17 protein-coding genes and 2 pseudogenes are annotated in these 20849 nt (G+C 64.9%); 4 read left to right on the plus strand and 15 right to left on the minus strand.

Going from position 1 to position 20849, the window contains the following annotated elements; genetic code table 11:
• Positions 1–262: 262 nt before the first annotated feature.
• From F2P44_RS10620 to F2P44_RS10630, 4 genes and pseudogenes are all read left to right on the plus strand, one after another.
• Positions 263–1219 (plus strand): annotated as a pseudogene (locus F2P44_RS10620) (right-handed parallel beta-helix repeat-containing protein); the annotation flags it as partial.
• Positions 1220–1719: 500 nt separating this feature from the next.
• A pseudogene (locus F2P44_RS36555) lies at positions 1720–1788 on the plus strand (hypothetical protein); the annotation flags it as partial.
• Between the two features lie 279 nt (positions 1789–2067).
• Positions 2068–2745, plus strand: a complete 678-nt coding sequence (locus tag F2P44_RS35445) for a choice-of-anchor Q domain-containing protein (protein WP_229423497.1) — start codon at positions 2068–2070, stop codon at positions 2743–2745.
• Between the two features lie 54 nt (positions 2746–2799).
• Positions 2800–3513 carry a class I SAM-dependent methyltransferase gene (locus tag F2P44_RS10630; protein WP_167086677.1) on the plus strand — a complete coding sequence of 238 codons (714 nt, stop codon included), beginning with the start codon at positions 2800–2802 and terminating at the stop codon, positions 3511–3513.
• 377 nt (positions 3514–3890) lie between these two features.
• Here F2P44_RS10630 and F2P44_RS10635 read toward each other — a convergent pair whose 3' ends face one another.
• The 15 genes from F2P44_RS10635 to F2P44_RS10705 form a co-directional block, all read right to left on the minus strand.
• Complete coding sequence (locus F2P44_RS10635) at positions 3891–5204, minus strand: acyltransferase family protein (RefSeq protein ID WP_167086678.1); 1314 nt, start codon at positions 5202–5204, stop codon at positions 3891–3893.
• Positions 5108–5710, minus strand: a complete 603-nt coding sequence (locus tag F2P44_RS10640) for a phosphatase PAP2 family protein (protein ID WP_167086679.1) — start codon at positions 5708–5710, stop codon at positions 5108–5110. Before F2P44_RS10640 ends, F2P44_RS10635 begins: the two co-directional genes overlap by 97 nt.
• Before the next feature lie 10 nt (positions 5711–5720).
• Entirely contained in the window at positions 5721–6311 is a 591-nt protein-coding gene (locus F2P44_RS10645) for a sugar transferase (protein ID WP_167086680.1), read from the minus strand.
• A complete protein-coding gene (locus F2P44_RS10650; RefSeq protein WP_167086681.1) occupies positions 6308–7504 on the minus strand; it encodes a DegT/DnrJ/EryC1/StrS family aminotransferase in 1197 nt (398 codons plus the stop codon). Before F2P44_RS10650 ends, F2P44_RS10645 begins: the two co-directional genes overlap by 4 nt.
• 453 nt (positions 7505–7957) lie before the next feature.
• On the minus strand, positions 7958–9190 hold the full coding sequence (locus F2P44_RS10655) for a glycosyltransferase family 4 protein (protein WP_167086682.1): 1233 nt from the start codon (positions 9188–9190) through the stop codon (positions 7958–7960).
• 28 nt (positions 9191–9218) lie between these two features.
• Positions 9219–9992, minus strand: coding sequence for a polysaccharide deacetylase family protein (locus F2P44_RS10660; protein WP_167086683.1), 774 nt, complete (start codon positions 9990–9992; stop codon positions 9219–9221).
• A complete protein-coding gene (locus F2P44_RS10665; RefSeq protein ID WP_167086684.1) occupies positions 9989–10693 on the minus strand; it encodes a hypothetical protein in 705 nt (234 codons plus the stop codon). The genes F2P44_RS10660 and F2P44_RS10665 overlap by 4 nt, the downstream gene beginning before the upstream one ends.
• Before the next feature lie 229 nt (positions 10694–10922).
• Complete coding sequence (locus tag F2P44_RS10670) at positions 10923–12068, minus strand: glycosyltransferase family 4 protein (RefSeq protein WP_167086685.1); 1146 nt, start codon at positions 12066–12068, stop codon at positions 10923–10925.
• A complete protein-coding gene (locus tag F2P44_RS10675; protein WP_167086686.1) occupies positions 11974–13239 on the minus strand; it encodes an O-antigen ligase family protein in 1266 nt (421 codons plus the stop codon). The genes F2P44_RS10670 and F2P44_RS10675 overlap by 95 nt, the downstream gene beginning before the upstream one ends.
• Positions 13236–14486, minus strand: a complete 1251-nt coding sequence (locus F2P44_RS10680; RefSeq protein ID WP_167086687.1) for a lipopolysaccharide biosynthesis protein — start codon at positions 14484–14486, stop codon at positions 13236–13238. Before F2P44_RS10680 ends, F2P44_RS10675 begins: the two co-directional genes overlap by 4 nt.
• Positions 14487–14499: 13 nt before the next feature.
• Complete coding sequence (locus F2P44_RS10685; protein ID WP_167086688.1) at positions 14500–15615, minus strand: DegT/DnrJ/EryC1/StrS family aminotransferase; 1116 nt, start codon at positions 15613–15615, stop codon at positions 14500–14502.
• A gap of 25 nt (positions 15616–15640) precedes the next feature.
• A complete protein-coding gene (locus tag F2P44_RS10690) occupies positions 15641–16246 on the minus strand; it encodes an acyltransferase (protein ID WP_167086689.1) in 606 nt (201 codons plus the stop codon).
• 2 nt (positions 16247–16248) lie between these two features.
• On the minus strand, positions 16249–17310 hold the full coding sequence (locus F2P44_RS10695; RefSeq protein WP_167086690.1) for a Gfo/Idh/MocA family protein: 1062 nt from the start codon (positions 17308–17310) through the stop codon (positions 16249–16251).
• Positions 17311–17334: 24 nt separating this feature from the next.
• Positions 17335–18663, minus strand: a complete 1329-nt coding sequence (locus tag F2P44_RS10700) for a nucleotide sugar dehydrogenase (RefSeq protein ID WP_167086691.1) — start codon at positions 18661–18663, stop codon at positions 17335–17337.
• Between the two features lie 85 nt (positions 18664–18748).
• On the minus strand, positions 18749–20746 hold the full coding sequence (locus F2P44_RS10705; RefSeq protein ID WP_229423490.1) for a polysaccharide biosynthesis protein: 1998 nt from the start codon (positions 20744–20746) through the stop codon (positions 18749–18751).
• Between the last annotated feature and the right edge of the window lie 103 nt (positions 20747–20849).

Raw genomic sequence — 20849 nt, forward strand, 5'->3', positions numbered from 1 at the left:
CGGCGGGCGCAGTCCACCCATCATAAAAATCTTTCCCTTCGAGAAATGCGACATGCCATGCCGGGCGTGTCGCGTTTTTGCGTTGAAATTTCTTTCAGGAAAATGATTTTAATCATTTGATTACGGAGGTAAATTTACTTGGGTAAACGCTGAACCTAAACATTTGACGCAGATCAAACCTTGTTCATTTACTTGATTGAACGAGGAACTTTTGATGAACAAGCTATCCAGTTTTGCGTCTGATTTCCGCTTCAACGCCACCATGTGCAGCGGCGTCGCCGTGCTGCTGACCGCGTGCGGCGGCAGCACCAGCAACAACGGCAATAATGCGACTCCGGCCCCGCAGTTCGCCGCCGTCACCTACAACGGCACCCTGGCGCCGCTCGACCTGTATGTGTCGCCCAGCGGCGCCGACACCAATGCGGGGACCCAGGCCGCGCCGTTCAAGACCATCGCCCGCGCCGCCCAGGCGGCCACGCCGGGTGTCACCATTCGCGTGCTTCCGGGCACCTACGCCGGGGGCTTTCGCACCACTGCCAGCGGTACCGCCGAAGCGCATATCCGCTATGTGTCCGAAGTGAAATGGGGCGCCAAAATCGTGCCGCCGGCCAACTCCGCCAGTACCTTCGCCTGGGACAACCGCGGCAGCCATGTCGACATCGACGGCTTCGAGGTCGATGGCAGCGCCGCCCAGGCCGGCGTCAAATGGCTGATCGGCCTGTACACCGCCGGCTCCTACAGCTCGCTGCGCAACAATCACGTGCATCACATCGCGCGTACGGTCCCCTGCGCCGGCAGTGGGGGTGGCATCGGCTCGGACAGCTATTACAAGGGCAGCGCCAACGATGTCAGTGCGAATGTCGTGCATGACGTCGGACCGGCCGCCTGCGCCAGCTATTTCGGCATCTTCATCAACACGGCCAGCAGCCGGGTGGATAACAACCTGGTGTACGCGGTCAGCGAAGCTGGCATTCGCTTGTGGCACGACGCCACCCGCAATGTGGTGGTCAACAACACCGTGTTTAACGCCAGCACGGGGATCGTGGTCAGCGGTGATGGCGGTTACAACGGCAGCGTGCCGAACGACAACACACGTGTCAGCAACAATATTCTTTACGACAATACGCGTTATGGCGTGCTGGAAGTCGGCCCGACCGGCGTTAACAATCGCTACAGCAACAACCTGGTTTTTCGTAACGGCACGCCATTCATGCTGAACAACGGCTTGCAGCCGGTCGCCACGGTGGCGGCCGAACCCCAGTTCGTGAACTACGTGCGCAGCGGCGGCGGCGACTATCGTCCGGCCGGCACATCGCCGGCAAACGGCGCGGCACTGATGGCGGACGCGCCCGCCACTGACCTCGACGGCAAGCCACGGACGGCGGAGACCGGTTTCGACATCGGCGCCTATCAGCATGCGGGCGGCACGACGCCAACGCCAACCCCAACCCCAACCCCGACGCCAACGCCGACGCCGACGCCAACGCCAACCCCGACGCCAACCCCGACGCCGACGCCCACCCCCGCCCCCGCGCCCGCCCCGGCGGCGGCCCCGGGCCCGGCGCCCGCGCCGGCGTCGGGGCGGGCCACGCCCCGCCCGCGCCGGCGGAGCCGCGGGCGCCCACGCGCCCCCCTCCGCCAACGCCGACGCCGACGCCAACGCCAACCCCGACGCCAACCCCGACGCCAACCACGCCGCCAACCACGTACAACTATTACGTGGCGACCACCGGCTCGGACACCGCAAACGGCACGTCGGCGGCGCCGTTCAAGACGATCGCGCGGGCGTCGCGCAGTGCGCTGCCCAGCACCACGATTCACGTGGCGGCGGGTACGTATCCGGGCGGCTTCAAGACCACGGTCAGCGGCACCGCTTCCGGGCGTATCTATTACGTGTCAACCACCAAATGGGGTGCTAAAATCGTGCCCCCGGCGAACTCCTCGAACGATACCGCGTGGGACAACCGTGGAAACTATACCGACATCATCGGTTTCCATGTCGACGGCACGACGTCGCAGAGCGGCACCAAGTGGACACACGGCATCTACAACGGCGGTTCTTACGACATGATCCGGGGTAACTGGGTCCATCACATCGCCAAGACCGTTGCCTGTACCAGCGCGGGCGGCTCAGCCATCGGGGTGGACAGCTACTACCACGGCATCAAGTCCGATGTGGTCGGAAACCTTGTTCATGATATTGGACCAGCGGGCTGCCGATTCGTTCAGGGCATTTACGTCAGCACGTCGGGGACCGTCAAGAACAACGTGGTCTACCGCGTGGCGGAAGGGGCGATTCACCTCTGGCATGATGCGAACAATGTGATCATCACCAACAACACGGTGACCGCATCGCACACCGGCATCATTGTCGGCGGTGGCGACTACTACCACACCACCGGCCCCAACAACGACACCATCGTCGCCAACAACATTGTCTACGACAATGCGATGGGCATTTCGGAGCAGGGCCAGACCGGCACGCGCAACCGCTACACGAACAACCTCGTGTTCCAGAACTCGACGTACAACTTCAGTCTCAAGAATGGACTGAAGCATAGCGCTACCGTGAGCGCCGATCCGCAATTCGTCGCCTACACGCGCACGGGTACGCCGGACCTGCACCTGCGGCCGACATCCCCTGCCATCGGGAAAGGCACCGCCACCAATGCACCGCCGAGCGATTTCGACGGCAAGCCGCGCAATGCGGACACTGGCTACGACATGGGGGCGTACCAGCACTGACCGGCTTGTGGCTGGTGTCAAAGGGGCCCGTGTCATCGTCGTTAAGATGGTGGCATGGACCTCCCCGACGATCATTCCTCGGAACAGCAACGCATCCGTTCCGTCTACCGCGATTGGCTGGCCGACGAGCGCATCGCCGCGTACGCCTGGCACCGGGCCGACATCATCGAACAGGATGCGGCACGGCGGCGCGTGGCCGGCACCTTGCTCGCGCAGACGCTGGGGCCTGACCTTGGCAAGCTGCGCGTGGTCGATGTCGGCTGCGGCACGGGCGGCTTTCTGCGGCAACTGGTCGACTGGGGCGCCGACCCCTGCAGGCTGGCCGGCACGGAGTACCAGGAGCAGCGGCTGGTGCTGGCGCGCATGCGCAGCGCACCGGGCATTCGCTGGCACCTGGGCGACCTCGACTTTGCCGTGCCGGGCAGCTTCGACCTCGTGGTGGCCAATACCGTCTTTTCGTCGATCCTCGCGCCGCACGCAAGGGCGGCGCTGGCAAGCGATATGTGGCGCAGCGTGGCGCCCGGCGGCTGGTGCATGCTGTTCGACTTCCGCTACAACAATCCCCGCAATCCCAACGTACGCCGCGTGACGCGTGACGAGCTGCGCCAGATGTGGCCGGCTGCGGAGAGCCGCTATCGCAGCCTGCTGCTGGCGCCGCCGATCGCGCGGCGGCTGGCGCGCGCACCGCGCATCGTGGCCGAGCTGCTTGCCACGCTGGCGCCACCACTGCGCTCGCACTTTATCTACATGGCGCGCAAGCCAGCCTGACGGCGTTCGCCGGAACGCACGCCCACAGCATTGGGCTCCCGCCGAACGGACCTGCCGGCGCGCCTCATGCCGGCACTCACGCGCCAAGTGGCGCTGCCGCTGCGTCCGCACTTCATCCGCATGGCGAGCAAGCTTCCTGGCGATGTCCGCGTGAGCGTACGCCCGCCGCATCGGCGTCCAGATGGCCGGATGCTGACCACGCCTCATGTCGACACGTACCGGCCATTGGGTATGTGCGGGCTGCCGACGCATCGCTGCGCACCGGCAATCGAAGCCCACGCCGGAGCGTCGCACGCGTCGGCCCACGTCGCGCGGCCCGCCGGCACGTTCCGTCGAACGTGGTGAGCCGGCTGAATCTCCCTCAGCGGGCTTTGCGTTCACTGCTTCGCGGGCGAGGTTCTCTGCGCGACAATCTCCTTTCCCATCAACAGGTTCTTTAGCCAGCGCCGAACCGCATACGTACGCGCCTCGAACAGCAGATAAAAGCCGTACGCGCTGACGAGCACCGTGACCAGCATGCCGAGGTAAGCGCCGAGGTCGCCAAGGCTTTCAGCTTTCCAGTGACGGTACCCGAACAGCGTTGTGCCAACATAGCCGATAATGCCCAGTACAGGAATGTGCACGACGTACAGCGTGAACGAAAAATTGGAAAAGAACACCGCTACCCGATGCACCGACGCAAGGAACCTTTGCTTCGCAGGAAGCGGATTCACCGTACTCGACAAGAACAGCAAAAACAAGACGCTCAGCAGCAGATCTTGCGGGAACGACTCGACGACCATATCGTCGTTACGTCCTTTTAACCTGAAGACCACCGACGCGATCGTCAGCACAAGCAGCATCATCATGCGCAGCGGCGTTCCGCACTCGATCCGCACGCGCGAGAACGCCGCACCCAGCAGCCAGATCGTGAAATACAGCACCATCTCGCCCGGCAACAGGACGCCCACAGCCAGCAATGCGCTTGCCGCCAGTGCGCGCCGCACGCCGGAACTGGCCGCCACGCACATCAGCAGCAGCGGAAACATCACGTAGTACCACGTTTCGTTGGACAGGCTCCAGAGCGGGAAGTTCCCTCCGAATTCAGGGACGACGACGGTTTGCAGGCCGACCAGATTGCCGGCCAGCGCCGTCGCCGAATAGTCGTTTGCCGGCGCGAAATCCGGTGCACGCGGATCGATCACGCCGCTGACGATGCCGCTGGCCAGAATGAGCACGAAGGTGGGCAGCAGCACAGTCCACAGGCGCGTGGCGCGGTCGATCGCATACAGCCCGATGGCGTGCGGCTGGCCGAGCTTGTTGAGCAGGCTGCCGCCAACCAGCCAACCGCTGATCAGGAAAAATACCACCACGGCCTGGTGCGCAAAACCGGTCAGGAAAGCCAGTCCCTGGTACCACAAGGTCGGGTTTTCCAGCGTGCGCAGGCCAGGAAAGAATTCATTGCGCAGGTGGGCGGCGGCCACTTCGATGGCCGCCAGGCCGCGCAGCAGTGAAATAAGCAAGGAATGCCAGGAGTTTTCCCCCAGCTGGCTTTCCTTCAGAAAGCGGATGCTTGGCATCGGATGCGAGTTCATGGTGCGATATCCCGGTGAAGTTAGTCGATGGAGAGCGGGTAGACGCGCGCGTTGCCGGACAACAGGCGCGCGGCGCGGATCATCCAGTAGCCCAGGTGCGCCGATTTCATGAACCACGCCGCCGCGATCAGCGTCAGCAAGGCCCACAGCAAACCGTGCGGCGGCAGGGTGGACACGCTGGCGCCGCCGAGGCGGATGCTGCCGAGGCTGACCGCCGCGCCCAGCAGCGAGCCGGCCACGGCTTCCGCCACGCTGTGCTGGCCGTCCGCGACCAGCAGCGCGCAGACCAGTGCGCCAAGCGCCAGGCCGAGCGCGATCCCGGCGCGGCGCCAGCCATCGGCGCGTCCGTGCAGCAGCATCCAGAACAGCATCGGAAAGAGCGCGCTCGCGCTCGCGGCATGTCCGCTGAGCGCCTTGAAGTTGAGCGGCGGCACGCCGCCGCCCCAGCCGAGGAAGACGATCTTGCTGGCGCCGACCAGGGCCAGCCCGGTGCCCAGCAGCACGCCCCAGCAACACGCCATGCGCCACGCGCGCGCGGCCAGCAGCCAGGCGAACAGGGCGGCGCCGAGGGCGATGGCCAGGCGCGGATCGCCAAGGTGCAGCAGGGGCATGACCATGTTCATGGCAGTGTCGCTAGCGCGCCAGCGCGGCCAGGGTGCTGAAAATAATGCGCAGGTCGGTCCAGAACCCGCGCTCGCGCACATAGCGCACGTTGTAGTCGAGCTTGGCGGGCAGGATGGTGTCCAGGTAGGCCCGCTCCGGATCGGCGCTACGGCCGAGAATGGCGTTTTCGTCCTTGTAGCAGATCGACGCCCAGTCCGTGATGCCCGGCGCGACCGAGAGCACGATGGCGCGCACCTCGGGCGGATAGCAGGCGACGTAGCGCGGCACTTCGGGACGCGGCCCGACCAGGCTCATGCTGCCCTGGAGGACGTTGATCAGCTGTGGCAATTCGTCGATCTTATAGCGGCGCAAACAGGTGCCGACGCGCGTGATGCGCGCATCCGCGCCGACGGTGAGCTGGGCGCCGTGGCCGCAGTCGACGCGCATGGTACGGAATTTGATGATGTCGAACAGCACGCCGTGACGGCCGACGCGTTGTTGACGGAACCAAGCCGGCCCTGGCGAGTCCAATCGAATACAGACAGCGACGACGGCGAACAGCGGGGCCAGCACCAGCAGCCCGGCCAGCGCCGCCACGATGTCGAAAAGACGCTTGCTCATGTCAGCAACTCGCTCAGGGTATCGATGATGCGTTGCTGGTCGGCGTCGCTCATGCGCGTGTACAGGGGCAGGGACAGCATGCAGCCGAAGCTGGCCTCCGCCACGGGAAACTGTTCCGGGCTCAGGCGGCAGCTGTCGCGCCAGAACGGATGGCGGTGCAGTGGAATGAAATGCACGCTGGTACCGATGCCGCGCTCGGAGAGGCGCGCGATCAGTTCGTCGCGGCCGAGCCTGGCGCCGGGTTCCAGCCGCACCACGTACAGGTGCCAGGCGTGGCTGCTGCCGGGCGCGGGCACCGGGGGCAAGCGCAGCGGCAAGCATTGAAGGCCGCTGGCGTAGGCTTGCGCCAATTGTTGGCGTCGTAACAGGAAGCGGTCGATCTTGCGCAACTGCTCGATGCCCATGGCGGAGGCAAGATCGGTCAGGTTGTACTTGAAGCCGGCCGCGACGACATCGTAGAACCAGGCTGGCGTGCGCGAGGTGTAGCGGTCGAAGGCGTCCTGGCTGATGCCGTGGATGCGCATCAGGCGCACGCGGCGGGCCAGGTTGGCGTCGCGCGTGACGACCATGCCGCCTTCGCCGGTGGTCATGGTTTTGTTGGCGTAGAAACTGAAGACGGTGGCGTCGCTCGCCAGGGTGCCGACCAGGCGGCCCTTGTAGCGCGTTGGGAAGGCGTGCGCGGCGTCTTCGACGACTTTGAGCTGGAAGGCGGCAGCCAGGGCCAGCACGCCGTCCATGTCGCAGGCCAGGCCGGCGTAATGCACGGGAATGATGGCGCGCGTGCGCGGCCCGATTGCGGCCTCGACCGCTGCCAGGTCGAGGTTCAGGGTATCCGGGTCGGCGTCGACCAGGACCGGGTGCGCGCCGAGATAGTGCACCACTTCGGCGGTGGCGGTAAAGGTCAGGGTCGGCACGATGACTTCGTCGCCGGGGCCGATGCCGAGCGCTTCGAGCGCCAGATGCAGGCCGGCGGTCGCTGAGTTGACGGAGATCGCTTCCAGGCCGCCCCCGAGGTAGGCGGCGAAGTCGTGTTCGAACTGGCGGGTGCGCGGGCCGGTGGTAACCCAGCCCGAGCGCAGGCATTCGACCACGGCGGCGATTTCCTCGTCGCCGATATCGGGCAGGGCAAAAGGGAGAAAGGGCGGTGCGGCTGGTAGGGCCGGGCCCGGCTTGGGTGTCAGGTCTTCAGGCATGATGGGTGCTCCGTGAAGTTGGTAGTCGCGTGCGGGCGCGCCGCGCGTAAGTTTTTATAGGAGGGAGAGCAAGCGTGGCGGTTGATTGCGCATTCGCCACCGTCGCCCCCGCGAAGGCGGGGGCCCAGGTTGCCTTGACAGCCGGCGATGGAACGACACCAAGCGCATCGTCGCGATGATTCCCCGGTGCGCCTTCTGTGGCCGTTGATACGGCATCCCCCACCGTCGCCTCCGCGCAGGCGGGGGCCCAAGTTGCCTTGACAGCCGGCGACGGAACGACACCGCGCACATCGTCGCGATGAATCCCCGGGGCGGGCCCTGCCGGCAAAGTCGCACCCGCCTGTGGCATCAGCGGCCGGGCCGAGGCCGCTGCTTGGACGAGGCAGGCGCACGCTCCCGCAGCGCACGCGCCTGCTCCGTCATGTGCCGGCCGCTGGGAATGAGCGGTATGCATCACGCGCACGCCTGCAAAAAGCGCCGGCCCAGCACCGGGTAGCTCAGGTTGGCCAGCGCATACGCGCGGCCACGTTGCCCCGCCGCCTCTCGCTCGTGCTGGTCGAGCGTGAACAGGGCCAGCAGGCCATGGACGACGGCGGCCGGGTCCTGCGGCGCCACGGTCAGGCCGCAACGCGCTTCGGCCACCGGATCGTTGCCGGCCTCGACCGAATGCAGGATGGGCCGGCCAGCCATCATGTAGTCGATCAGTTTGTTGGGGGCGATGCCATACCGGTACAGGCGCTGGCGCTGCCAGCCGATGTAGGCGACGTCGAAGCCGGCCAGCAAGGCCGGCACCTGTTGCTTGGGCACCGGATCGAGAAAATGGACATTGTGCAAGCCCCGTTCGCGGGCCAGTTGCGTCAGCCGGGGCTTGGCGGGGCCGCCACCGGCCAGTACGAAGGCAATGCGCTGGTCGTCGGCCACCAGGGCGGCGGCGTCGAGCAGGGTGTCGAGGGCATTGGCGACACCGTGCGTGCCGGCATAGCCGACGATGAATTTGCCTTCGCGCCGCAAGGTCGCCAGGACGGCGCCAGCCTGCCCGGCAAGCACAGGCGGGGCGCACAGCCATTCGGCCGGGTCGGCGCCGTTCGGCACGATATGCAGTTTATGCGGCGCCATGCCGTGCGCTTCCAGATGGTCGCGTACCTTGGGCAGGATCGAGACGATGGCGCAGGCATTGCGGCAGGCATAGTTTTCGGCGGCCTGTAACAACATGATGAAAGGATGCCAGCGAGAATAGCCGCCCAGTTCGATGGGCGAGAGCGGCCACAGGTCGTGCAGCTCGAACAGCAGGCGCGCGCCGGCCAGGCGGGCGATGCGGTGCGCCGGCCAGATGTCGAGCGGATAGGTGCTTGAGGCAATGACGACGTCGGGCGCCATCTCGGCGGCGAGCTGGGACGCATGCCATTGCAGGTAGCTGACGAAGGCCAGCATATTGAGCACGCGCGCCGCGCCGTTGCCGCGGTAGTCCGGGGTGGCGACCCAGCGGTAGCCGACCCCGTCGATGGTCTCGTCGAGTTGCGTGCGGCCGTGCAGTTGCGGCGCCTGGGCCCGGATGTGCGAGCGGGCCGAGGCGATGATGCGCACCGTGTGGCCCAGCCGCACCCATTCGCGCGCCAGGTAAAAGGGGCGGTATTCCATGCCGTGCCGAACCGAGCCGGCGTAGTGGTTGATGAGGAGAATGTTCATGCTGGAACCTCCTGCGGGCGGCGTGCGCTTACCATGTCAGCCCCTCGGCCAGGCGGCGCAGGTTGCAGCGCGTGGTGTCGCGCCAGTTGGTTTCCCACTGAACCGGATGGGTCAGCAGGCAGATGCTGCGGTAGCGCCCCAGCGCGGCATGCGGGGACATCGGGTGGTACAGCTGCGGCGGCGGGCGGTCGCTGATATACAGGTCGAACTTGTCGAGCAAGGCGCTGTCATACGTTTCACAGGCGATACCGCAGCGCGCGCGCAGGGTGTCATCGGCCAGGATTTCATTGTTGATGAGCTTGAGCCGGCGGTTGGCGAAGTCGCCGTGGCTGGCCACCGTGCGCAATTTGACGCCGAGTCCCTCTTCGATGCGGCGCAGGTTGGCGGCGAATTCCTCGCGGATGGCGGGCAGGTGGCGCCGCACTTCATCGGCATCCTTGATGTGCTGCCGTTTGGCGAAGGTGGCGATTTCCTCGAAGTGGTAGCTCGCTTCGCTGCCATAGTCTTCGATGTCGCGCATGAGGCCGAAGTCGAGCGTCGACAGGCGGAAGTAAAAGCTCGACCGTACCCCGTGCCGCACTTCGCACGCGAACATCCTGGCCGCCGTGCGCAGGTCGCTGTCGATGTCGTGCCGGTGCACGATGGTGGGTGCGCGCCCCTGCGCCGGCGGCGGGCGCAGGAAGTCGCGCACCGACACTTGCGCGTAGCCGTGTTCGGCCGCGTCGCGCAGCAGGACCTCGTATTCGGGGAGGCGCGACGGCATCAGGTAATCGCTGTACAGGCGTCGGAAAAGTCGTTTCATCGGAGGTGGTAGAGCGCGCGATAGGGGGTGAAACCGAGCATGGTCTTGAACTGGCGCAGCCCGGGCAAGGCGCCGAAGTAGGTGTCGTACATCAGGTAGCGCGCCAGGCCCTGGTCGATCAGGCCGGCGGCGATGTCGCCCACCAGCAAATGCATGATGCCGTCGTTGTTGCGGTAACCCATGAGCTGCTCGAAGGCGTGGAAATTTCCATAGCGCCCAAGGTTGGCGTAGGCCACCAGTTTGCCGTCGGCGTCGAGCACGCCGTAATAGGTGAAGTTGCTCAGCTGGTCGTAGCAGCGCTGTTTTTCCAGGTATTGCTGGTCCATGGGACGCCCCTGGCGCGCCGCGACCGAGGTGTTGATGGCGAAGATGGCGTCCACATGGTCGTTGCGGTCGATCCGGGCCAGGGTGTAGCCGCGCGCGCGCGCCCGCTTGATATGGTGGGCGCCCCAGTTCCTGCCTTTGATGCTGTCGAGATAGGCGCTGCGTCCCTGGAAACGCTGCAGGTCGATCAGCGCGGCGCCCCAGCTCTTGTGCTGGATGATCTTGTAGCGCGGGTGGCGCTTGGTGTAATACCGGTAGGTCGAGCGCACATTCGCGGGAGCAATGGACAGGTCAAAATACAAATGCGCGACCGGGAGCCGCAGCAATTGCCTGAAGGTGGAGACATGGTCCGAAACGGTGGCGAGTAAGCTGTTCATTGGCGTTCATCGCGGCATAAAACCGGCTTTCCTTGTTTGTCAAAATAAAGATCGGGCGCATTGGCTCCTGCGCCTGCGGGCCGGAAAAGGTTCGGGCTTTTCTTACTGTAGCCAGATGAATCGGCGGCTGTTTGAAGTTGCGTAAATCGATACGGGGCAAGCGCGGTGTTTTGTTATCAATCAGGGTCGCCGCATCATTTCATTTCGATGGAGACACGAATATCGACCGCTATGTGCCGTGGCTGCCGGCTAGCCGCCGCTGGCCGGCCGCTGCTTGCATATCCTGATATAGCTGGATCAGTTTTTCCGATTCGATCGGCCAGTTATATTTTTCGAGAATCGCGCGGCGGCCATTGCGTCCCATGCGCCGGGCAATTTGCGGATTGCGTACGAAATAATCGATGGCGGCGGCAATTGCGGCCGGATCGAGCGGGTCGACGCACACGCCGCATTGATGATTTTGAATAATCGCGCGCCACAGGGGAATATCGGAAGCGATCACGGGAATGCCAGCTGCCATGTATTCGAACATCTTGACCGGCAGGGCGTCGAGGTAATTGGGTTCCGGGTGCAGCGTTACCAGCCCGGCCAGGGCGCGCGCCATCACGGCGCGCACGCCCTCGCGGTCCAGATGGCCGGGACGGTTCAGGCGCTGCCAGCCGGGCAGCGCGCTCAGGGCGTTTTCCAGCGCCACCTCGGAAAAGCGCCCGGCCAGCGTGATGCGGGCGGGCGACTGCAACAAGTGCGCCGCCTCGACCAGTTCGCCGATGCCGCGCAGGGCCGACAGGCTGCCCACGTAACACACTTCCTGCCCTTTCTCGCGCCAGGGGGCGTCGGCGTCGAATTCGCCGGGCAGGGGGTAATTGTTGACATCGACCGTGTTTGGGTTGATTCGCAAGAACTTGTCCCTGATAAACGGTGTCGCGGCGACAATCGCATCGAAACGGCGGCAAGCGTGGCGTTCGGCGACGGCACAGGCGGCGGCGAGCAGGCGGCGCAGGAGTGGCGTGAGGTAGGGCTTGCCCAGCAATTGCAGCGGCAAGTCTTCGTGGGCGTCGAAAATGACGATTTTGCCGAGCCGCTTGAGGCGCAGCCCGGCGGGAATCAATTCCGGATCGTGCAGGTGATAGATATCGGCATCGATCTGGCGCGCGCGCTGCAAGACGCGGCGCGTACTGCCCAGCATGCGTCCCAGGCGTCCCGGGCTGTGCCCGACGTCGGTGATGTGGACGCCGCTGTCGCGCTCGTCCCCGAGGCCGTCGGCCACGACCAGCGTGACCCTATATCCCTGGCGCGCCAGCGCCCGGCATTGCTTGACGAAGATCCGGGTGTCGCGGCGCGGATGGGCCGATGTCAGATGTGCGATTGAAAGCATGTGTCATTCCATACCGGTAGGATGAATACGCCGCCATGGTGGCGCCGATGAGCATGTCGGTAAAATAGTGCGCGGTAATCAGGAGCAGCACCGTGATGCAGCAAAGCGAGAAGCCCAGGATGAATTCGCTGGAGCGCTGCTGCGCGAAATATCCTTTGAAAAACATGGGAATCGCGGGCACGATCAGGATGCCCAGCACAAACAGGAATCCGACCAGGCCGGTATCGACCCAGGCCGACAGCACGTTATGCGAATACAGGCCGGGAGAATAACTGGCGTAATCGCCGAAAATGGGAAACTGGGCGATCGAATTCATCGCATACTCGCTCAGATGATGACGCTTGTTGGCCGAGCTCGAATGTGACAAATCAAGCAGCTCCAATACCCGGTTGCTGGGCAGCATGGATAATAGTTGGTCCAGGTTCGAGTAAATCAGCAGGAACAGGACGATAAAGATGGCGGTCATCAAGGATTTATGCCGCGCATGATACAGCTCGATAATGGGAATCATGAACAGCAAGGCGGCAAATTCGCTGCGTGCGGTATTGACGAACAGGGTGGGCGCGGCCAGGCAGTACAGCACGATGCGCAGCTGCACCGGGCGGGTATAGGCAATCGCCGCAGCGAAGGTAAACAAATACGAGCGCGAAAACCCCTGGTAGGACGCCAGGCTCTCGGGATTCTTGGCCGTGCCGAGCGGCGCCAGGTAGAACGAGCCATCGACCGCGTAGGCAAACACGATGGCCGACATGGCCAGCAGGCTCCCCAGCGCCATCTGGCGAAAGCGCCGCTCGCCCAGGTCGCACAGGCGGAACGCAAAGAACACGTTCAGCATGAAAATGATGCCCAGCACATGATTGCTGACGATCACGAGATTCGCGCCCGCCGCGGCGTTCACGCCGACGATCAGGGCGAAATACGCCAGGTACAGGAAGAATGCGACATCGCTCTTGCCCAGGTAATCCATGTTGCGCCGGACTTTGCTGGCGTAGACGAAAAACAGCATCGGCAAGAGCAGTAGCGATACCGGCGCGAAATAGCCACCCAGCACGGCCGGAATCTTTCCCAGCCCAAGTGCGGTGTGATAGAAGAAGAAGCCGGGAAACAGTGCAAAGAAGGCCAGCATCCCGGCCCGATGTTCGCGTCCCGCCGTGCGCGTGATCGGTTTCATGCGGCCGCCATGCGGTTTTGCGAGCACTGATACGACATGTGCAAGTAGACAAGATAGAGTGCGGAGTAGCCGGCCGCATACCACAGCACGCTTTGGCGCAGGGTGCCGGGCGCGGCGAACACCGACACGGTCATCGCGAACAGCGCCACCTGCCACACCAGGTCGATCTTTTGCTTGCCGGCGACAATGAACACATAGCTCAGCGGGCTGGCGATGAAGTTGAGGAAGTACAGCGGCGCCAGGATTTGCGCCAGCTCGCCGGCGGCGCGCCAGGTCTCGCCGAACACAAAGGCGAACAGTGATGGCGAAAATAGCAGCAGCACCAGCGAGGGCGCGATTCCCAGCAGCACCAGCGCCTTGAAGGTGTAACGGTAGGCATCGCGGCAATGGCCGTGCGCCTGGAAGTCGAGCACCGACTGGCGCTTGAACACTTCCAGCACGGACGAGGCCAGCAGCGCAATCGGTGCGCCCAGCACGCGCTGGGTGAGGGCGAACAGGCCGGCCGCCAGGGCGCCATGGCGGGCGCCGATCATTAGCAGCGGCAATTGTCCGACGATGACGTTGAGCAGGTTCGACGGCAGCGAGAAGCGCCAGAACTTGTCGTGGCGGCGCAGGTAGCGGCGCTGGCCGTCGTCAAGGCGCCAGCCGGGCCATGCCTGCGGCGGCACCAGCAGCAGCATGGCGGCCAGCAATCCCGCCGCCAGCCCGATCAGCTGGCCGGCGACCAGGGCCACGCCGCCCATGCCCAGCGCCAGCAAGCCCACCTGTGCCAGCGCGATCACCCCGGCGCTCCAGACGCGCGCGCGGGCAGCTTTGCCGAAGGCATTGCGCGAGGTGGCGTAGGCGAGGGTGGTTTGCATGTAGGCCGTCATCCAGGTGGCCAGGCCGAGCGTCCATAGCGCCGGCCACGACAGGTGTTCCGCGATGGGTAGCCCGAGCAGGCGCGCCAGCAGCGCGCACCCGGTCATCAGGATGGCGGTGACGCTGGCGCTGTAAGCCACCACCGAAAAGCAGGTGCGCTGGGCTGCGCTGTCGTGGTCGAGGATCATGGCCGCTTCCAGCCGTAGCGTGGCGCCGATGGCCGCCACCGCCACCATCCCCAGCCAGACGCTGAACGCGCCCACGTCGGCCGGCGTGCACAGGCGCGTGATGAGCGGCGCTGCCAGCAGCGGCAGGGCTTGCGCGCCCAGCGCACCGCCGAGCACGGTCATCACATTGCGCCAGTAGGCGGGCAGGCGCGCACTCATGGCCGTCTCCATGTCAATCCGGGCGGCACGCCGCCGCATCGGCGCCCACCGCGCGCAGCAGGGTGGCGCACACCTGGCCGATGCTGGCGTCGTCCAGGTAAGGCCCCATCGGCAGGCTGAGCACCCTGGCGGCCATGGCTTGCGCGACCGGCGCGCTGTGCGGGTCGCTCCAGCGCGCGTAGGCGGGCTGCAGATGCATGGGCACGGGATAATGGACGGCGCTCGGAATGCCGGCCTCGTGCAGCGCGGCGCGCACCCGCTCGCGCTCGTCCAGCACCACCGTGTATTGCGCCAACACGCTGCTGCGGTCGCGCGGACGCGCCACCAGGCCGATTTTTCCCGACAGCAGGGCGTCGTAGCTGGCGGCGGCGCGCGCGCGCTGCTTCAGTTCCCAGTCGAAATGGTCAAGCTTGGCCAGCACGATTGCGCATTGCAAGGTATCCATGCGGCCGCCGACGCCAATGCGCGTGTGCACATAGCGCTGCGACTGGCCGTGCACGCGGATTTCGCGCATGGCCGTGGCCAGTTGCGCATCGCTGGTGAAGATGGCGCCGCCGTCGCCGTAGCAGCCGAGCGGCTTGCTGGGGAAAAAGCTGGTGCAGCCGATGGCCGACAGGTTGCAGCTGTGCTTGCCGCCATAGGTGGCGCCGAAGCTCTGGGCGGCATCTTCGATCACGCTCAAGCCGTGGCGGCGGGCAATCGCGTTGATCGCTTCCATGTCGGCCGGCTGGCCGTACAGCGATACCGGCATGATGGCGCGCGTGCGGCCCGTGACTTTTTCTTCGATCAGCGCAGGATCGATATTGCAGGTGGCCGGGTCGATGTCGACGAACACCGGGGTGGCCCCCAGCAGCACGATGGCCTCGGCCGTGGCGATGAAGGAAAACGGCGTGGTGATCACTTCGTCGCCGGGTTCGATGCCGAGCGCCATCAGCGAAATGAGCAGCGCTTCCGTGCCCGACGACACCGTGATGCAGTGGCGCGCGCCGGTCAACGCCGCCAGGCGCGCTTCGAGCTCCGCCACTTCCGGTCCCATGATGTACTGGCCGTGATCGAGCACGGCCTGGATGCGGGCATTGATGTGCTCGCGGCCAGCCTGGTATTGCGCTTTGAGGTCGATGAATTCCATGATGGAGGGTCCGTTCGCTGACAGGTCAATCGTTCAATAAACAGGCGCGCTCGGCGGCCAGGGCGCACACCCCGCCGCGCACCTGGTAGCGCTCGCCCGTATGGGGGCAGGTGGCCACGCCATCCCGGCCCATGGGCAGCGCCAGGCGTTCGCCAGAGCGGCTGATCCAGCCGCTCTGGCGCGCCGGCACGCCGGCCATGAGTGCATAGTCGGGCACGTCGCGCGTGACCACGGCCCCGGCCCCGATAAAGGCATAGCGGCCGATGGTCACTCCGCACACGATAGTGGCGTTGGCGCCGATGCTGGCGCCGCGCCGTACCAGCGTGCGCCGGTAGGCATCCTTGCGCGCGATGGCGGCGCGCGGGTTCCAGACGTTGGTAAACACCATGCTGGGGCCGCAGAACACCTCGTCCTCGATGGTCACGGCGTCGTACACCGACACATTGTTCTGGATCTTGACCCGGTCGCCGATCAGCACATCGTTGCCGACGAACACGTTCTGCCCCAGCGAACAGCCGGCGCCGATGCGCGCGCCGCCGCACACGTGGGCGAAATGCCAGACGCGGGTGCCCGCGCCCAGGGTGGCGCCGGGGTCGACGATGGCGCTCGCTTCGATGATGGCCTGGTCCATGTTCAATACTCCAGCGGCAAGGCCACGCGCTTGCCGTCGCGCGCCGATTTGTAGGCGGCGATGAGCACTTCGAGCGACTTGAGTCCCTCGCGGCCATCGGTTTCCGGCTCGGCTTCGCCGCGCAGCACCTTGATCACATTGTCGTAATACAGCGGATGGCCGAAGCCGTAGACCGAGGTGGTCTGGTAGCTGGCGTCGCCCACCAGGGCGTCGTCGGGGTCGGCTTCGGCAAACTCCCAGCGCTGCACTTCATTGACCGCCACGCCGCCGATGCGCACCGTGCCGCGCTCGCCCAGGATGGTGATCGAGCCCTCCATATTGCGCGGATAGGTCAGCATGGTCACGTTCATCGACCCCAGTGCGCCGTTGCGCCAGCGCAGGCTGATCACGCCGGTATCCTCCACCTCGATATCGCGCGCCAGGGTGGCCGTGTACGCTTGCAGGCTCTCGACCGGGCCGACGATCCAGTCGATCAGGTCGACGTAATGGCTGGCCTGGTTCATGAAGGCGCCGCCATCGTACTCCCAGGTGCCGCGCCATTTGGCGCTGTTGTAATACTCGTCCGGGCGGGTCCAGAACACGTTCAGGTTGACCATGTAGATGCGCCCGAAGCGCTTCTTGTCGACCGCGTTTTTGAGCAACTGCAAGGTGGCGTTGCGGCGGTTCTGCTTGACCACGAACATGCGCACCCCGGCTGCGTCGCAGGCGGCCACCATGCGTTTGCCATCTTCCCAGCGCGTGGCCATGGGTTTTTCGGTGATCACATGGCGCCCGCTAGCGGCGATCTGGACCGCCTGTTCCGGATGCAGGCCGGACGGGGTGCAGATGACGAAGGCGTCGGCGTTGCACTTGGCCAGCATCTGGCCCAGGCTGCGGTAAGCCCGCGCCCCGGTGCGCTCGCTGGCCGCGGCCAGTGCCACCGGGTCGATATCGCACACGCCGGCCAGCTCGCAACGGTCTTCGTGCTGCGCGATGGCATTGAAATGGTTGTTGGCGATGCGGCCGCAACCGACCAGCGCAAAGCGGATGCGGCGGTCGAGAACAGGGGGCGGGAAGTAGCGCATGATCACTCTCCAAAGCGGTGCGGTTCAAGCCTTGACGACATTCGGCAGCCGGTCCAGGTAAACCCCGCGGGTGTCGATAATCAGGGTGGCGTGCTGCTGGATCAGCGCGTAGTCGAAGGCGCTGTGGCTGGTGGCCAGCAGCAGCACGTCGTAGGACGCGATGGCGGCCGCCGTCAATGGCACGCTGGCAAGATCGAAATGGTGTTCCCGCATGGGCGGAAACACCGGCACGTGCGGATCGGAATAGTCGACCACGGCGCCCTTGGCGCGCAGGATTTCCATCAGTTCGACCGAGGGCGATTCGCGCATGTCCTCGACATTCTTCTTGTAGGCGATGCCGAGCACCAGCACGCGGCTGCCGCGGATCGCGCGCGAACGCTCGTTGAGCGCGTCGGCCAGCTTGCCGATGACCCAGTGCGGCATATCGCTGTTGATCTCGCCGGCCAGTTCGATAAAGCGCGTGTGCAAGCCGTACTGGCGCGCCTTCCAGGTCAGGTAAAACGGGTCGATCGGAATGCAATGCCCGCCCAGGCCGGGGCCGGGATAGTAGGGCGTGAAGCCGAACGGCTTGGTGGCGGCGGCGCGGATCACCTCGTGGATATCGATCTCCATCTTGTCGGCGATGATTTTCATTTCATTGACCAGGCCGATGTTGACGGCGCGGTGGATGTTTTCGAGCAGCTTGGTCAGCTCGGCGGCGCGGGTGGAACTGACCGGCACCACCTGGTCGATGGCCGGGCTGTACAAAGCGATGCCGGCGCGCAGGCAGGCAGGCGTGTCGCCGCCGCATACCTTGGGAATGGTGCGCGTTTCGTAATCGGGGTTGCCGGGGTCTTCGCGCTCGGGCGAAAACACCAGGAAGATATCCTCGCCCACGGCCAGGCCGCGCGAGGCCAGGCGCGGGCGCAGTTCCTCGTCGGTGGTGCCGGGGTAGGTGGTGCTTTCGAGCGAGACCACCTGGCCGGCGCGCAGGTAGGGCAGCAGGGCGTCGGCGGTGGCCAGCACGAACGACAGGTCCGGCTCGCGGTAAGCGTTGAGCGGGGTCGGCACGCAGATGATCAGGGCGTCGGCCTCGGCCGCGCGGGCAAAGTCGCTGGTGGCTTCGAAGCCGGCCGCCAGCGCGGCCCCGATGGCGGTGGTGGAAATATGCTCGATATAGCTGGCCCCGGCATTCAGGCGCGCCACCTTGGCCGGATCGATATCGATGCCGAGCACCCGGAAACCCGCTTCGGCATAGCGCAGGCTGAGCGGTAATCCGACATAACCCAGTCCGATAATGCCGATGACAGCGCTGCGCCGATCGAGTTTATCGATTAACCGCGCTAAATGGCGGCTTGAATGTTGGTCGCGCATGGACATAATCTCCGTACTGAATGCGGGGCGCATCCGGAGGTGAATCAGGATGGCATCCCGGTGTTTTGTTTATCCCGGCCGGTATTTATTCGATGCGGTCGGACGATAATCTGCGCAATAGCGCGGGCCGGCTTTTATCGGGCGCGGACACCACCGCCGGTGAATGGTTGCCTGGCGCGCCATTCGGCCGCGGCGTATATTCCGCCACGATTGCCTTGACCATCGATTCGATCATGCCGCGGTCATGGGTATTGCATGCCAGCATCAGGCAGGTTATATAGGTATCGAGCACGCCGGGATCGAGCGCGTGTTCCTTCATGCGCATGATGCGCGGATGGTCGCTGGGGAAAACTTTGCCGTCAGTAAGCAATTCCTCGTACAGCTTTTCGCCGGGAAACAAGCCGACGAACTTGAGGCCGATGTCGCCGGCCGGGTTCTGCGCCGTCTTTTCGGTCAGTCCCGACATCATGATCATGCTGCGCGCCAGGTCGACAATGCGGATCGGCTCGCCCATATCGAGCACGAATACATCGCCCCCCTTGGCCATGGCGCCGGCCTGGATCACCAGTTGCGCCGCCTCGGCGATCAGCATGAAATAGCGCGATACATCCGGATGGGTGATCGTCAGCGGCCCGCCGTGGGCCAGCTGGCGCTGGAACAGGGGGATGACCGAGCCGGACGAGCCCAGCACGTTGCCGAAACGCACCATGCAAAAGGTCGTATCGGCCCCGTGGGTGGTGGCTGCCGCCTGGAAAATCAGCTCGGCGATGCGCTTGCTCGCCCCCATGATATTGGTCGGGCGCACCGCCTTGTCGCTGGAAATGAGCACGCAGGTGCGCACCTTGAAGCGGGCGGCGGCGGCCGCGATCACTTGCGAACCGAGCACATTGTTGCGCAGGCCGGCCACGATATTGCTTTCGACCAGGGGCACATGCTTGTAGGCGGCGGCGTGGTAGATCGTGTCGATCGGGTTTTCCTGCAGGATGCGCTCGACCAGGCGCGCGCTGCATACCGAGCCCAGGTGCGCGCTGATGCGCATCTCCGGGTGGCGGCCCAGCAATTCCTGGCGGATCGTGTACAAGGCAAACTCGGAATGGTCGACCAGGTGCAGGTGGGCCGGCGCCAGGGTGACGATCTGACGGCACAGTTCGCTTCCGATGGAGCCGCCGGCGCCGGTGACCAGCACCCGCTTGCCGCGCACGCAACGGCCGAACAGCTCGGTGCGCGGCGGCACGGGCTTGCGGCCCAGCAAGTCCTCGAACTTGAGGTCGCGCACCGCTTGCAGGGGCGTGGCGTCGTCCGCCAGGTCGAGCAGGCGGCACAGGATGCGGGTGCGCACCCCGGCCATGGCCAGGCGCTCCATGATGTCGCGCAGGCGCTGGGGCGATACTGAAGGCAGGGCGATGATCACGGAACGTACCCCCAGGCTGCGCACCATCTCGGCCAGGTTGTCGGTGTGGAATACGCGCAGGCCGGCGATGGTGCGCTGGTTCAGGGCGCGTTTGTCGTCGAAAAAGCAGACGGGCCGGTATTGATTGCTGGTGCGCATGGTCATTGCCAGCTGCGCGCCCGGTTCGGCGGCGCCGTAGATGGCCACGGCATGGTCGGCCGCCGGCGTGCCGCTCATGTGCTTGCGCAGGAAGTTGCGCACCGTCATGCGCGAGGTGACGACGTAGGAAAACGCGATAAACCAGTAAATGACCAGCGCGCTGCGCGGAAACTTGTCATCGTTGATGCCCATCATGACCAGGTATACCGCCAGGGTCGCCATGGCCAGCGTGCATCCCGTCACCGCCAGCATGCGCTGGTCGATGAAGCGGATCACCGCGCGGTACAGGTCGGACAGCGAAAACGCCCCCACCGTCAGCAGCGCCACCAGCAGATAGGCGGCGGCCGGGTAGTGCATGGCCGCGCCGGCATCCCCGACCCGCAGCAGCATCGCGATCAGAAAACAAAACGGCAGGGCCAGCAGATCGACCACGACCATCAGCGCGATTTTGGCGGTGCGGTTAATGGCGACCAGCTCGGTACAGAATTGGCTGAGCGGTTTTGTCAGGAGCGTCGGCATGGTGGTAATAGGCATTCGATTAACTTGGGGTTGATATGGCGAATAACGGGAGGTGCGCGGTTGTTATTTCTGGATATTGAAAAGACGGGGCGGCGATCATGCGGTACTTGCAGCACTT

Origin of the sequence: Massilia frigida, from assembly GCF_011682175.1 — a bacterium.
In the GTDB taxonomy this organism is placed as follows: domain Bacteria; phylum Pseudomonadota; class Gammaproteobacteria; order Burkholderiales; family Burkholderiaceae_D; genus Telluria_A; species Telluria_A frigida.